At 60.6% G+C, this 13625-nt stretch carries 12 protein-coding genes; 8 read left to right on the top strand and 4 right to left on the bottom strand.

All coding sequences use genetic code 11. From position 1 onward, the window contains the following. Window positions 1-11 precede the first annotated feature (11 nt). From hisS to NDJ82_RS24110, 6 genes are all read left to right on the top strand, one after another. Window positions 12-1301, top strand: coding sequence for a histidine--tRNA ligase (gene hisS / locus NDJ82_RS24135; protein WP_099585612.1), 1290 nt, complete (start codon window positions 12-14; stop codon window positions 1299-1301). A gap of 41 nt (window positions 1302-1342) precedes the next feature. Continuing rightward, on the top strand, window positions 1343-1984 hold the full coding sequence (locus tag NDJ82_RS24130) for a YfgM family protein (protein WP_122308838.1): 642 nt from the start codon (window positions 1343-1345) through the stop codon (window positions 1982-1984). Then, the gene (bamB, locus tag NDJ82_RS24125; protein WP_099585610.1) at window positions 1977-3128 is read left to right on the top strand and encodes an outer membrane protein assembly factor BamB; all 1152 of its coding nucleotides are present in this window, start codon (window positions 1977-1979) and stop codon (window positions 3126-3128) included. Before NDJ82_RS24130 ends, bamB begins: the two co-directional genes overlap by 8 nt. A 134-nt stretch (window positions 3129-3262) precedes the next feature. Continuing rightward, complete coding sequence (gene der / locus NDJ82_RS24120) at window positions 3263-4732, top strand: ribosome biogenesis GTPase Der (RefSeq protein ID WP_112196675.1); 1470 nt, start codon at window positions 3263-3265, stop codon at window positions 4730-4732. Between the two features lie 135 nt (window positions 4733-4867). Continuing rightward, window positions 4868-6016 carry a pyridoxal phosphate-dependent aminotransferase gene (locus NDJ82_RS24115; RefSeq protein WP_250926439.1) on the top strand — a complete coding sequence of 383 codons (1149 nt, stop codon included), beginning with the start codon at window positions 4868-4870 and terminating at the stop codon, window positions 6014-6016. After that, on the top strand, window positions 6004-6795 hold the full coding sequence (locus NDJ82_RS24110; RefSeq protein ID WP_250926438.1) for an amidohydrolase: 792 nt from the start codon (window positions 6004-6006) through the stop codon (window positions 6793-6795). Before NDJ82_RS24115 ends, NDJ82_RS24110 begins: the two co-directional genes overlap by 13 nt. A gap of 133 nt (window positions 6796-6928) precedes the next feature. Here NDJ82_RS24110 and leuA read toward each other — a convergent pair whose 3' ends face one another. From leuA to NDJ82_RS24090, 4 genes are all read right to left on the bottom strand, one after another. Beyond that, a complete protein-coding gene (gene leuA, locus NDJ82_RS24105) occupies window positions 6929-8608 on the bottom strand; it encodes a 2-isopropylmalate synthase (protein WP_099585606.1) in 1680 nt (559 codons plus the stop codon). 324 nt (window positions 8609-8932) lie between these two features. Continuing rightward, window positions 8933-9754 carry a M23 family metallopeptidase gene (locus tag NDJ82_RS24100; RefSeq protein ID WP_112196671.1) on the bottom strand — a complete coding sequence of 274 codons (822 nt, stop codon included), beginning with the start codon at window positions 9752-9754 and terminating at the stop codon, window positions 8933-8935. A gap of 3 nt (window positions 9755-9757) precedes the next feature. Next, window positions 9758-11137, bottom strand: coding sequence for an exodeoxyribonuclease VII large subunit (xseA, locus tag NDJ82_RS24095; protein ID WP_191947285.1), 1380 nt, complete (start codon window positions 11135-11137; stop codon window positions 9758-9760). A gap of 10 nt (window positions 11138-11147) precedes the next feature. Next, window positions 11148-12038 carry a LysR family transcriptional regulator gene (locus tag NDJ82_RS24090; RefSeq protein ID WP_250926437.1) on the bottom strand — a complete coding sequence of 297 codons (891 nt, stop codon included), beginning with the start codon at window positions 12036-12038 and terminating at the stop codon, window positions 11148-11150. A 99-nt stretch (window positions 12039-12137) separates the two neighbouring features. Here NDJ82_RS24090 and NDJ82_RS24085 point away from each other — a divergent pair, with 99 nt between their 5' ends. Continuing rightward, on the top strand, window positions 12138-12905 hold the full coding sequence (locus NDJ82_RS24085) for a sulfite exporter TauE/SafE family protein (protein WP_250926443.1): 768 nt from the start codon (window positions 12138-12140) through the stop codon (window positions 12903-12905). Window positions 12906-13048: 143 nt separating this feature from the next. Continuing rightward, on the top strand, window positions 13049-13597 hold the full coding sequence (locus NDJ82_RS24080; RefSeq protein ID WP_250926436.1) for a sugar ABC transporter ATPase: 549 nt from the start codon (window positions 13049-13051) through the stop codon (window positions 13595-13597). Window positions 13598-13625 lie beyond the last annotated feature (28 nt).

The raw sequence follows: 13625 nt of genomic DNA, 5'->3' as shown, positions 1-13625 counted from the left end.
AAGGATTTGATGTGAGCAAGTCTCTGCAAGCCATTCGTGGCATGAACGACATCCTGCCGGAGCAGACGCCTCTGTGGCGCTATTTCGAGAATACTGTCGCACGTCTGCTGGATAACTACGGTTACAAGCAGATCCGCATGCCGATCGTCGAGTTCACCGAGCTGTTCAAGCGCTCCATCGGTGAAGTGACCGATATCGTCGAAAAAGAGATGTACACCTTTGAAGACCGCAACGGCGACTCCCTGACCCTGCGTCCGGAAGGCACTGCCGCGTGCGTGCGCGCCGTGCTTGAGCACGGACTCACCGGTGCAGGCCAGCCGCAGAAACTGTGGTACATCGGCCCGATGTTCCGTCACGAGCGTCCACAGAAAGGCCGTTATCGTCAGTTTCACCAGATCGGCCTTGAAGTGTTCAACATTGACGGCCCGGATATCGACGCCGAGCTGATCGTACTCACCTGGCGTCTGTGGGGCCTGCTCGGCATCCGCGACGCGGTCAAGCTTGAGCTCAACAGCCTGGGCACCAGTGAGTCCCGCGGCCGCTACAAAGTGGCCTTGGTCGAGTACCTCTCGGCTCATCTGGACAAGTTGGACGAAGACAGCCAGCGTCGTCTGAAAACCAACCCGCTGCGCGTGCTGGATACCAAGAACGCCGACACTCAGGCCGTGCTGGTCAACGCGCCGAAAATGGCCGATTACCTGGACGACGAGTCGCGCATTCACTTCGAAGGCCTCAAGGCTCGTCTGGATGCGGCCGGTATTCCGTTCGTGATCAACACCAAGCTGGTACGTGGCCTCGATTACTACAGCAAGACCGTATTTGAATGGGTCACCGACAAACTCGGCGCCCAGGGCACCGTGTGCGCGGGTGGTCGCTATGATGGCCTGGTCGAGCAGATGGGCGGCAAGCCGACCAGCGGTGTGGGTTTTGCCATGGGCATCGAGCGGCTGATCTTGCTGCTGGAAACCCTGGAACAAATCCCGGAAGAAATTTCCCGTCAGGTGGACGTGTACCTGTGCGCCTTTGGCGAGGCAGCCGAACTGGCGGCCCTGGCCCTGAGCGAAAAAGTACGCGACCAATTGCCGAACCTGCGCCTGCAGGTCAATGCTGGCGCTGGCAGCTTCAAGAGCCAGTTCAAGAAGGCCGACAAGAGCGGTGCGCTGTATGCACTGATCCTCGGCGATGACGAACTTGCCCAGCAAGTGATAGGTTTCAAACCCCTGCGTGGCCAGGGCGAGCAACAGAACATTGCCTTTGATGCGCTCGCTGCGCACTTGGCCACCTGCGTCGTGCAGGGTTGAAGCTGTCGAACAGCCGAATTTAGCGATTAAGGAGTATTGGGGTGTCGAGTACTGATGATGAGCAACTGGCCGAGTTCAAGGACTGGTGGCAGCGTAACGGCAAGCCCCTGGTTACTGGCGGTCTGCTGGCTTTAGTGGTGGTGTTCGGCTGGCAAGCCTGGACCAAATATCAGGCCAACCAATCCCAAGGCGCCTCTATCGTTTATCAGCAATTGCTGGAAACCACCCTGACGCCAAGCGGCAAGCCTGACCCTGCACAGGTTGCAGACCTGGCCGGCAAGCTGAAAAACGAATTCGGCGGTAGCACCTACGCCCAATACGGCAGCCTGTTCGTCGCGAAAGTCGCGGTCGACACCGGCAAGCTGGATGATGCAGCCGCCGAGCTGAAAGCAATCGCCGACAAACCGACCAACCCGACTCTGGGTGAAATCGCACGTCAGCGCCTGGCTCAGGTATTGGCGGCACAGAACAAGGCTGACGAAGCACTCAAACTGCTCGACGGCGATGCGGACAAGGCATTTGTAGCCACTCGCGAAGAGCTCAAGGGCGACCTGTTGGTCCAATTGGGTCGTACCGACGAAGCCAATGCTGCGTACAAGAAAGCCAAGGCGGCGCTGTCTGATGAAGCGGCGGTCGGTGGCTTACAAATCAAGCTCGACGACTTGGCCAAAGGGGATGCGTGACGTGATCCGTTGGAAACATGCAGCATTGCTGGCTCTGGCCGTTCTGGCCGCGGGTTGCAGCAGCAACAGTAAGAAAGAACTGCCTCCGGCCGAGCTGACCAGCTTCAAGGAAGAAGTCGTCCTGCAAAAGCAGTGGAGCCGTTCCATCGGTGACGGTCAGGGCGAAACCTACAACATGTTGGTGCCGGCTATCGACGGTGACAACATTGTGGCCGCTGACGTGACGGGCGTAGTGATCTCCATGGATCGCATGAACGGTGACGTGAAGTGGAAGAAAGACCTCGAATTGCCTGTCTCCGGCGCCGTAGGCGTGGGTTACGGCCTGGTGATGGTCGGCACGCTGAAGGGCGAAGTGGTTGCCCTGGATTCCAGCACCGGTGAAGAGAAATGGCGCGCTCGCGTGACCAGTGAAGTCCTCGCACCGCCTGCCACCAACGGCGACATCGTTGTGGTGCAGACCCAGGATGACCGTGTCATCGGTCTGGATGCCGCTACCGGCAACCAGCGCTGGTTGTACGACAGCACCCCTGCGGTGTTGACCCTGCGCGGTACCAGTGGTCCGGTTGTGACCAACAATCTGGCCGTCGCAGGCCTGTCGACCGGTAAAGTGGTCGCCCTGGACACCCAGAACGGCGTGCCGGCCTGGGAAACCCGTGTGGCCATCCCGCAGGGTCGTTCCGAGTTGGATCGCGTAGTGGACATCGACGGTGGCTTGCTGCTGTCGGGTGAAACCCTCTACGTCGCCACCTACCAGGGCCGCGTTGCTGCGCTGGACCTGCAGAGCGGCCGTGTTAACTGGCAGCGTGATGCTTCCAGCTACGCCGGTGTCGCCCAAGGGTTTGGCAGCGTCTACGTCAGCCTGGCGTCCGGCACCGTTGAAAGTGTCGACGAGCGTTCCACCACCGCGTTGTGGAGCAACGACTCCCTGGCTCGCCGTCAGCTGTCGGCACCGGAAGTGTTTTCCAGCTACGTAGCGGTCGGCGACTTCGAAGGCTACCTGCACCTGCTGAGCCAGGTGGACGGTCGCTTTGTAGGTCGTGAGCGTATCGACAGTGACGGCCTGCGTGCGCGTCCGCTGGTCGTGGGTAACATGCTTTATGTGTATGGCAACAGCGGCAAGCTGGAAGCCCTGACCATCAAGTAAGAACTATGCTTGGGGTAACACCCAGGCGGCCCCGCTTCGGCGGGGCATGCGGCATCTGACGATGCTGCCCCGAGCACCAGCCGCTGCCCTGCAGCGGCTTTTGTATTTTCTGAAATAACGAAGTGGAGAGCCGCATGGTTCCCGTAATCGCCCTGGTGGGCCGACCTAACGTCGGCAAGTCCACCTTGTTCAACCGCCTGACCAGGACTCGCGACGCCATTGTCGGCGACTTGTCCGGTCTGACCCGTGATCGCCAATACGGTGAGGCAAAGTGGCAAGGGCGCTCCTACATTATTGTCGACACCGGTGGTATCTCCGGTGATGAGCATGGCATGGACGAAAAAATGGCCGAGCAGTCGCTGCTGGCCATTGAAGAAGCCGATGTCGTGTTGTTCCTGGTGGACGCCCGCGCGGGCTACACCGCCGCCGACCAGATGATTGGCGAGCACCTGCGCAAGCGCAACAAGCGTTCCTACCTGGTCGCGAACAAGATCGATAACATCGATCCTGAGGCGGCCCGTGCCGAATTCAGCCCGATGGGCCTGGGCGATGCGATCCCGGTCGCCGGCGCCCACGGTCGCGGCATCACCCAGATGCTGGAAATCGCCCTCAGCACCTTTCCCAAGGATGACGCTGAGGAAGAGGAAGGTGAAGAAGAGATCGTTGCCGAAGGTGAGGAAGCCAAGCGCATTCCTGGCCCGAGCGAAAAAGACGGTATCAAGATCGCCATCATCGGTCGTCCTAACGTCGGCAAGTCGACCCTGGTCAACCGCATGCTCGGTGAAGACCGTGTAATCGTCTACGACGAACCCGGTACCACCCGCGACAGTATCTACATCCCGTTCGAGCGTAACGACGAGAAGTACACGCTGATCGACACCGCCGGTGTGCGCAAGCGCGGCAAGATCCACGAGGAAGTTGAAAAGTTCTCCGTGGTCAAAACCCTGCAAGCGATCAAAGACGCCAACGTGGTGATCTTCGTGATGGACGCCCGCGAAGGCGTGGTGGATCACGACCTCAACTTGCTGGGCTTTGCCCTGGAAGCCGGTCGTGCCCTGGTCATCGCGATCAACAAGTGGGACGGCATGACGCCGAGCGAGCGCGATTTCGTGAAGATCGAGCTGCAACGTCGGCTGTTCTTCGTTGAGTTCGCCGATATCCACTTTATCTCGGCACTGCACGGCACCGGCGTGGGCAACCTCTACGCGTCCGTACAGAACTCGTTCAAATCCGCGGTCACCCGCTGGCCGACCAACCGCCTCACCCAGATCCTGGAAGACGCGGTGGGCGAGCACGCGCCGCCGATGGTCAACAACCGCCGGATCAAACTGCGTTACGCCCACTTGGGTGGTGCCAACCCGCCGATTATCGTGATCCACGGTAACCAGATCGAGAAGGTGCCCAAGTCCTACGTGCGTTACCTGGAAAACACCTACCGCCGTGTCTTGAAACTGGTCGGTACGCCGATCCGTATCGAGTTCAAAGGTGGCGAGAACCCATACGAAGGCAACAAGAACACACTGACAGACCGTCAGGTGAACAAGAAGCGTCGTTTGATGACCCACCACAAGAAGGCCGACAAGAAGCGCCGCGATAAGAAATAAGCGCCGCTTTGCGTTGTAAGCTACACGCTGCGAGAGAGGGCTCCTTTGGAGCCCTTTTTTGTGGCCGGCGGTTTGTCGCTTGACCTGCTTGCGACTTGCAGCTTAAAACTTGCAGCTCACCTGCAGGGGCCTCCGATGATCACCAGCAAGCTGCCGAACGTCGGCACAACCATCTTTACCACCATGTCGCAACTCGCAGCCGAAACCGGCGCGCTCAACCTGTCCCAGGGCTTTCCCGATTTCAATGGCCCCCAGGCGTTACTCGATGCGGTGGGCAAGCACGTTGCCAGTGGGCACAACCAATATTCCCCGATGACCGGCCTGCCAGCCCTGCGCCAACAGGTCGCGGCCAAGATCGCCCGCAATTACGGCGCCGCGGTTAACCCTGACAGCGAAGTAACCATCACCCCAGGCGCAACGGCAGCGATCTTCTGCGCGATCCAGGCGGTGATTCGCAGCGGCGATGAAGTCATCGTGTTCGATCCCTGCTACGACAGCTACGAGCCCTCGGTCGAGCTGGCCGGTGGTCGCTGCGTGCATGTGCAACTGAGCCTGCAAGGCTTTGCGCTGGACTTCGAGAAGATCAAGGCCGCGTTGTCGCCGCGTACGCGCATGATTATCCTCAACACTCCACACAACCCCACCGGTGCCCTGATCAGCCGCGCCGAGCTGGACCAGTTGGCCGAATTGATCCGCGACCGCGATATCTACCTGGTCAGCGACGAGGTCTACGAGCATCTGGTCTTCGACGGCGTACCCCACGTCAGTGTGCTGGCCCACGAAGAGCTGTATCAACGTGCGTTCGTGGTCAGCTCTTTTGGCAAGACCTACCACGTGACGGGCTGGAAAACCGGCTACCTGGTCGCGCCACCGGCCCTGACGGCCGAGCTGCGCAAGGTGCACCAGTACGTCAACTTTTGCGGCGTGACGCCATTGCAGTTCGCGCTGGCTGACTTCATGGCCGACCACCCGGAGCACGTCGACGAATTGCCTGCGTTCTATCAGGCCAAGCGCGACCTGTTCTGTGACCTGCTGGCACCGTCACGTTTCAGTTTTAGCCGGGTGACCGGCACGTACTTCCAACTGGTGGATTACTCACAGATTCGCCCGGACCTGGATGACGTCGCCATGTCCCTGTGGATGACCCGCGAACACGGCGTCGCGACCATCCCGGTCTCGGTGTTCTACCAGAACCCACCCCAAGGCCAGCGCCTAGTGCGCCTGTGCTTTGCCAAACGCGAGGAGACGCTGCGCCAAGCAGCTGAAAAACTATGCGTGATCTGAGTGCGCTGCCCAACCTGTCTCTCGCCCTGGTCCAAACCACCCTCGCATGGCACGACCGTCAGGCCAACCTCGAACACTTCGACCTGCTGCTGGAGCAGGCCAGGGGCGCCGACCTGATCGTACTGCCGGAAATGTTCACCACCGGATTCTCCATGGCGTCGGCCACTCTCGCTGAACCGGAAAACGGTCCTACCCATCGATGGCTCCAGGCCCATGCGGTCAAATACAACGCCGTGATCACCGGCAGTGTGATCATCCAGGCCGCCGACGGCAGCCACCGCAACCGCCTGCTGTGGGCACGACCGGATGGCGAGGTGCTGCATTACGACAAGCGCCACCTGTTTCGTATGGCCGGCGAGCACGATCACTACACCCCCGGCGAACGGCAGGTGCAGTTTGAATTGAAGGGCTGGCGTATTCGGCCGCTGATTTGCTACGACCTGCGTTTTCCGGTGTGGAGCCGCGATGCCCAGGACACGGACCTGCTGTTGTACACCGCGAACTGGCCGGGAGCGCGGCGTCAGCACTGGAACCGTTTATTGCCGGCGCGTGCCATTGAAAACCTGTGCTACGTGGCGGCAGTCAATCGGGTGGGTACGGATGGCAAAGGTTTCGCTTACACCGGGGACAGCCAGGTGCTGGATTTCCAGGGTGAGACCCTGCTTAGCGCAGGGGAGGCCGATGGTGTGTTTCAGGTGTGCCTGGATGCAGCCGAGCTGGCGACCTATCGCAGCAAATTTCCGGCGAACCTGGATGCCGATAGTTTTCAGTTTGTCTGACCACAGGGAAACGCATTCCAAATGTGGGAGGGGGCTTGCCCCCGATGAGGACCTCACAGGCACCGCAAATATAAATCCCAACAAAAAGACCCCTGAGTTCTCACCCAGGGGCCTTTTGCGTTTCGGCGGTCAGTTACGCCGCTTTCGCTTCCAACTGGCTCAGCGAGCGATTCAGCGCGCTGAACACCGCCTTGAAGCTGGCGGTGGTGATGTTTTCATCAATGCCCACGCCATGCACCGGACGCTCGCCATTCACACGCAATTCAATGTAGGCGGCAGCCTTGGCGTTGGTACCCGCGCCGATCGCGTGTTCGTTGTAGTCCATGATCTCCACCTTGATCGGCAGGGCGGCGACAAGGGCTTCCAGGGTGCCATAGCCCTTACCGTGCCAGCGCAGGTTGGTTTCGCCCTGGCCTTTGCCCGAGACTTCCACTTCCACCGAGCTGTTACCGTTTTCTTCCTGCAGGCGATGGCTGACCAGCGCGTACGGAGTGTTGGCCTGCAAGTATTCGCGTTGCAGCAAGGCGTAGATCTGCGGGGCGGTCATCTCCAGGCCCACGCGGTCGGTTTCGGCCTGTACCACCTGGCTGAACTCGATCTGCATGCGACGCGGCAGGCTGATGTCGTATTCCTGTTCCAGAAGGTAGGCGATGCCGCCTTTGCCCGACTGGCTGTTCACACGGATCACCGCCTCGTAGCTGCGGCCAATGTCGGCCGGGTCGATCGGCAAGTACGGCACTTCCCACAGCGCATCGTCTTTCTGCTGGGTGAAGCCCTTGCGGATCGCGTCCTGGTGGGAGCCGGAGAACGCTGTGTGAACCAGGTCGCCTACGTACGGGTGACGTGGGTGCACCTGGATCTGGTTGCATTCTTCGACGACCTTGCGCACGCCGTCGATGTCGGAGAAGTCCAACTGCGGGTCGAGGCCTTGGGTGTACATGTTCAATGCCACAGTGACCAGGTCGACGTTACCGGTACGCTCGCCGTTGCCGAACAGGCAGCCTTCGACACGGTCGGCGCCGGCCATCAGGCCCAGCTCGGTCGCGGCCACGCCGGTGCCACGGTCGTTGTGGGTGTGCAGGCTGATGATCACGCTGTCACGGCGGTTGATATGGCGACCGAACCACTCGATCTGGTCGGCATAGATGTTCGGCGTGGCGCATTCCACGGTGGCCGGCAGGTTGAGGATCATCTTGTGTTCAGGCGTCGGGTTCCACACCTCGATCACGGCGTCACAGACTTCTTTGGCGAATTCCAGCTCAGTGGCGCTGAAGGTCTCCGGGGAGTATTCGAAGGTCCACTGGGTTTCCGGCTGCTGGGCCGCGTATTTGACGAACAGCTTGGCCGCGTTGACCGCGATGGCCTTGATACCGTCCTTGTCCTGGTTGAACACGATGCGGCGGAAGGACGGCGAGGTGGCGTTGTACAAGTGCACGATGGCTTTCTTGGCGCCGCGCAGGGATTCGAAGGTGCGTGCGATCAAGTCTTCACGGCCCTGGGTCAGCACCTGGATGGTGGTGTCCTCGGGGATGTGGTTGTCTTCGATCAGGGTACGTACGAAGTCAAAGTCGGTTTGCGATGCGGCGGGGAATGACGCTTCGATTTCCTTCACGCCCACGGCGACCAGCGTCTTCCAGAAGCGCAGTTTTTTCACCGCGTCCATCGGCTCGATCAGCGACTGGTTGCCATCACGCAGGTCGGAGCTGCACCAGATCGGCGCTTCGGTGATGGTCTTCGACGGCCAGGTGCGGTCCGGGATATCGATGGTCGGAAACGCGCGGTACTTCGAAGACGGGTCTTTGAGCATGCTCATCGGGAAATCCTTTGTTGTAGGGGCCGAGAAAAGGCGGCCTGCCGTGGAACTGTTTTTGGGGATAAGGCGTAGAGACGAGGCAGATCGATTCAGCCTGGCAGTCGTGCGCTGACGAGGCACAGGCTGCGGTGCTGGCGGAGCTGAATGAGGGTGTGAGAGGTTTTCATAAGCTCAACCCTAACCGCCGGGGTGAAAGATGGCAAGCAGTCGAAAAAAATTGAGAGAAGTTCTGCTATTTGCGTAGGAATCGAGATTTTATGCCTGGGAACTTTGCAAACACTGAATTAAGTTGCGCGCGCTTTACCGCGCGCGCAATCGAGTCACTCAGGGCTGGAACGCGCCGATAAAGATCGCCGGGTCCACCCGTGCATCGTTGAGGCTGATGTTCCAGTGCATATGTGGCCCGGTGGCGCGGCCCGTCGCGCCGACCTTGCCTACCACCGTCCCGCGCACCAGTTGCTGGCCGACTTTCACGTCGATCTTCGACATATGACAGAACATGCTGATAAAGCCCTGGCCGTGGTCGACGAACACGGTGTTGCCATTGAAGAAGTAGTTGCCGACCAGGATCACCTTGCCGTTCGCCGGCGTCTTGATCGGCGTACCGGCCGGCACGGCGAAATCCAGGCCCGAATGCGGGTTGCGTTCTTCACCGTTGAAGAAGCGACGCACGCCGAACTTGCTCGACAGCGGCCCGTTCACCGGTTTATCCAGCACCAGGTTGCTCGGCAGGTTGGGGCTGAAACTGCGGTAGGCCTTGAGTTGCACGGCCAGTTCGCCTTCGATGCGCTTGAGTTGGGCCGGGTCGGGGTTGACCTGGCTTTTGTTCTTCAGGGTGATGCGCTGTTCCGGGTATTTCTTGTAACCGACGATAAACGGCAGGCTGCGGCTACCGCTGCTGATGCGCTCGTTGCCCGGCTTGACGCTCAGCGGAATGCCGACAATCGCCAGCCAGTTGTCCTGTTCCTTGACCACCAGCACCGGCTTGCCTTGATAGGTCGCTTTCGGTGCAGCGGCCGAAGGGCCCAGGTCGACCACGGCCACGCCACCCGGCACCGGTTTGTTTAATGTACGGCTGATATAACTATCGGCGTGGGCATTAAAGGCAAGGCACAGCAGCATCAACAAGCTAAAGAGACGAGGCATCAATCAATCCAATAACGAAAGGGTGACGGGTGTCAGGTGGTTGTCTTCCACCCGCACTTGCAGCTGGCCTTCACCGAGACGCGCGGTGAGGCGTTGGCCGGTGTGGGTTTGCGCCGCGTTGCGAATGGCCTGGCCGCGCTCATCCAGCAAGATGCTGTAACCGCGAGCCAAGGTTGCCAGCGGGCTGACCACCTGCAACGTCTGTACCTGGCTTTGCAGTTGCAGGCGACGGGCCTTCAGGCCTTCGCGCATGGCGCGGGGCAGGCGTTCGGCAAGGCTGTCCAGGCGCTGGCGCAATAGGGCCAGTTGACGGCCGGGGTGCTGGCCGGCGAGGCGGGTTTCCAGGCGGATCAGGCGCTCGCGCCGGGTATGGAGGCTGCGTTCGAAGGCGCGGCGCAGGCGCATGTCCAGGTCATCCAGGCGCTGGGCCTGCTGGCGCAGACGTTCGCCCGGATGACGCAAGCGCCGGGCCATGCCTTCGAGGCGCAGGCGATCATGGGTCAGGCGATTGCGCATCAGCATCACCAGGCGCCGATGCAGGTTCTCGACCTGGCGCACCAGATGGCTGGCGTCCGGGGCGAGCAACTCAGCGGCGGCAGACGGCGTAGGGGCGCGCACGTCCGCCACGAAGTCGCTGATGGAGACATCGGTTTCATGGCCGACGGCGCTGACGATGGGCGTGACGCACGCATCCACTGCGCGGGCGACGGCTTCTTCGTTGAAGCACCAGAGGTCTTCCAGAGAGCCGCCGCCACGCGCCAGGATCAGTGCGTCAAAGCCACGGGCGTCGGCGAGTTTCAGCGCCCGCACAATCTGCGCGATCGCTTCACGACCTTGTACGGCGGTGGGGATCAAGGTCAGCTCAATGTTCGGCGCCCGGCGGCGGAACACGCTGATGATGTCGCGGATCACCGCGCCGGTGGGCGAGCTGATAATGCCAATGCGCCGAGGATGGGCCGGCAGCGGCACCTTGCGCTCGGCACTGAACAGGCCTTCGGCGCTGAGCTTTTCCTTCAGCGCATCGAACGCCAGGCGCAGCGCGCCGTCGCCGGCAGGCTCCACCGTGTCGAGGATCAACTGGTAGTCGCCACGGCCCTCGAACAGCGAGACCTTGCCACGCACCTTCACCGCCAGGCCATCCTTCAGCGCCTGGCGCACCCGTGCGGCATTGTTGCGAAACAAGGCGCAACGCACCTGGGCGCCGCTGTCCTTGAGGGTGAAATACACATGGCCGGAGGCCGGGCGGGCGAGGTTGGAGATCTCGCCTTCGACCCAGATATTGGTGAACACGTCTTCCAGCAACACCCGCGCACGGCCGTTGAGTTGGCTGACAGTCAGGACTTCACGGTCCAGGCCCAGACGGGCAAAGGGGTCTTTAATCATGGGCGGCAGTTTATAGGCATTCGTGCAAGGTTTGACAGAACTGCTCCACCAACCGGCTCGGCACCTGCGGGCAGGCCAGGGCCACGGTGCTCAGGCAATCCGGGTCAGCCAGGGCTAAAAAGTGCACATTGGCGGGGGCGATGTCCTGCATGGACTTTGGTAACAGGGCAATACCAAAGCCGGCCTGGATCAACTGTAGCTGAGTGGTCTTACGTGATATGACCCGCGCAGCCTTGGGGAAAAATCCGGCGCGCATGCAGAGTTCGGCTGACAGATAACTCAGTCCACCACGCTGTGGATGGGGGATCGAGATAAACGCTTCATCCTTGAGCTGCTCCAGGCCGACGGGCTCGTTGCTACTTGCCAGTCGGTGATTCGGCGGCACCGCCAGCAGCAATTGCTCCTTATATAAAGGCTCCACGCGTACCCCTTCACGCTGGCGCAGCACCGGCAGCCGTAACAGGCCGACGTCCAGGCGACCGTCGGCGATCTCCTCCAGTTGCGCTTCCGAGGACAGCTTGACGATGTCCATCGAAACGCCGGGGCAGCGCTCCAGCCACGTGCTGATGCCTTGCAATAAAACGCCGCTCATCGGCACGGTGCTCGAATGGCTCAGGCGCAGGGTGCCGAGTTGGCCGTTGCCGACCTGGGTCGCGGTTTCACTGGCCTTGAGCAGCTCGCTCAACAGGTTGCGGGCCCTTGGGTAGAACGCTTCACCGGCCGCGGTCAGGCGTGGCTGGCGCGCAGTGCGTTCGAACAACGGCGTTTGCAGCTGGTTTTCCAGCTCCTTGATCTGTCGGCTCAGGGCCGATTGCGCCACGAACAGGCGTTCGGCGGCGGCGCTGAAGCTGCCGCTGTCGGCAATTTCGACGAAGTAGCGCAATTGGCGAGTGGAAATCACACGTTATGCCTTTTCGAGATGGGTGGAGGGCTTTGACGATATTAGTCGCAACCCTCGCTGATGGCTAAAGTGATGGCTATCTCTTTCAAGGAATTCGCCATGAGCCCGGTTGAGCTGATGAGCCAGTGGTCGTTTAGCGGTGTGGAGTGGCTGGTGATCGGCCTGGGCGTGGTAGTGGCCTATATCGTGTTCGGCATTGCCGGCTTTGGTACGGCGTTGGTAGCGGGGCCGATACTGATTGTGTTTATGCCGCTGTCGAAGATCATCCCGTTGCTGGTGCTGCTGGATTTCGTCGCGGCTTTTGGCGGCCTTCTGCACACGCGACGGGACGTGAACAAGCCGGAGCTGCTGCGATTACTGCCGTGCATGGCGATTGGCTGCACCCTGGGCGTGGTGTTTTTGCTCAACTTGCATTCGGACCTGTTGCTGCTGTTGATGGGGCTGTTTATCAGCGCCTATGCGATTTACAGCCTGGCGGTAAAAGCCCGGCCCAGGCAACTGGCAGCGGGGTGGTCGATCCCGATGGGCACTGTGGGCGGGCTGTTTGGGGCGTTGTTCGGCAGTGGTGGCTTTTTATATGCCATCTACCTGAACAGCCGCTTGCCCAAGGACGCGGCACGCGCGACCCAAAGCGCGTTGATCAGTTGCAGTACGGTGGTGCGCCTGAGCCTGTTTTTGATCGCCGGGGTGTATGCTGATCTGCCGCTGCTGATGTTGGCACTCTGCCTGTTGCCCGCGATGGCCCTGGGGCTGTGGTGTGGGCGCAGGCTGACGATGCGCATGTCCCGTGAAGCGTTTGTGCGCTTGGTGACGTGGCTGGTGCTGGCCAGCGGCATTGCATTGATTGGGCGGTACTTGAGCACTTGACCTGATTTCTTCAGGGATTAAGCTGCCGTCCTCCCGGGCCTCATCGCGGGCAAGCCCACTCCCACCTTTGAAGGTGTTCACAATTCAAAATGTGGGAGGGGGCTTGCCCCCGATGGCGTCAGCAGCCACACCGCAGGCCTTTCATGAATTCCCAAAGCATCCTTGTCCCCAAAATCTCCACCTTGCCCGTCCACGAGCCCCGCGCCCGGGCCATCGTGCGCTGGCTGGTGCGCAAGAACATCATCAAGGAAGAACTCACTACCTGTGGCCGCACCGGTAACCGCATGGCCTACGCCCTGGCCGACGGCGCCCGCGCCGTGGTGCTGCACCCCGAGGCGCTGCCGTTCAACGAGCCGGTCAATGGCCTGGAGATCATCTACAAACGCTGCATCTATACGCCGGCCAAGGGCTTTCTCGAAGAAGCCGGTTGCCCGGAGTGCCGCAAGGAAGTCGGCGAGGCGCTGTTCGAAAGCCTGGAGGACTGGATGCCCGGCCATACCGACAACTTCACCTGCCCGCTGTGTGGGCATGAAGATGACATCAACGGGTTTCTGTTCCTGCAGGCGTGCGGGTTTTCCAACCTGGGATTCATCTTCAACAACTGGGCGGAGGCGGGGTTCAAGCAAAGCTTTATCGACGAATTTTCCGATTGGCTGGACCAGAAGATCAGTTGGGTCAAGGTCGAGCTTTAATCCATCTATCAGTATTACCAAGTTTGTC

This window comes from Pseudomonas sp. SR18 (genome assembly GCF_023701505.1).
Lineage (GTDB): Bacteria > Pseudomonadota > Gammaproteobacteria > Pseudomonadales > Pseudomonadaceae > Aquipseudomonas > Aquipseudomonas cyclaminis.
This window is presented reverse-complemented; position numbering and strand designations above follow the sequence as displayed.

Coding starts and splice junctions, on each gene's coding strand:
- bamB (WP_099585610.1), top strand. CDS start 1,977: ATGCGTGACGTGATCCGTTGGAAACATGCAGCATTGCTGGCTCTGGCC.
- der (WP_112196675.1), top strand. CDS start 3,263: ATGGTTCCCGTAATCGCCCTGGTGGGCCGACCTAACGTCGGCAAGTCC.
- NDJ82_RS24115 (WP_250926439.1), top strand. CDS start 4,868: ATGATCACCAGCAAGCTGCCGAACGTCGGCACAACCATCTTTACCACC.
- NDJ82_RS24110 (WP_250926438.1), top strand. CDS start 6,004: ATGCGTGATCTGAGTGCGCTGCCCAACCTGTCTCTCGCCCTGGTCCAA.
- leuA (WP_099585606.1), bottom strand. CDS start 8,608: ATGAGCATGCTCAAAGACCCGTCTTCGAAGTACCGCGCGTTTCCGACC.
- NDJ82_RS24100 (WP_112196671.1), bottom strand. CDS start 9,754: ATGCCTCGTCTCTTTAGCTTGTTGATGCTGCTGTGCCTTGCCTTTAAT.
- xseA (WP_191947285.1), bottom strand. CDS start 11,137: ATGATTAAAGACCCCTTTGCCCGTCTGGGCCTGGACCGTGAAGTCCTG.
- NDJ82_RS24085 (WP_250926443.1), top strand. CDS start 12,138: ATGAGCCCGGTTGAGCTGATGAGCCAGTGGTCGTTTAGCGGTGTGGAG.
- NDJ82_RS24080 (WP_250926436.1), top strand. CDS start 13,049: ATGAATTCCCAAAGCATCCTTGTCCCCAAAATCTCCACCTTGCCCGTC.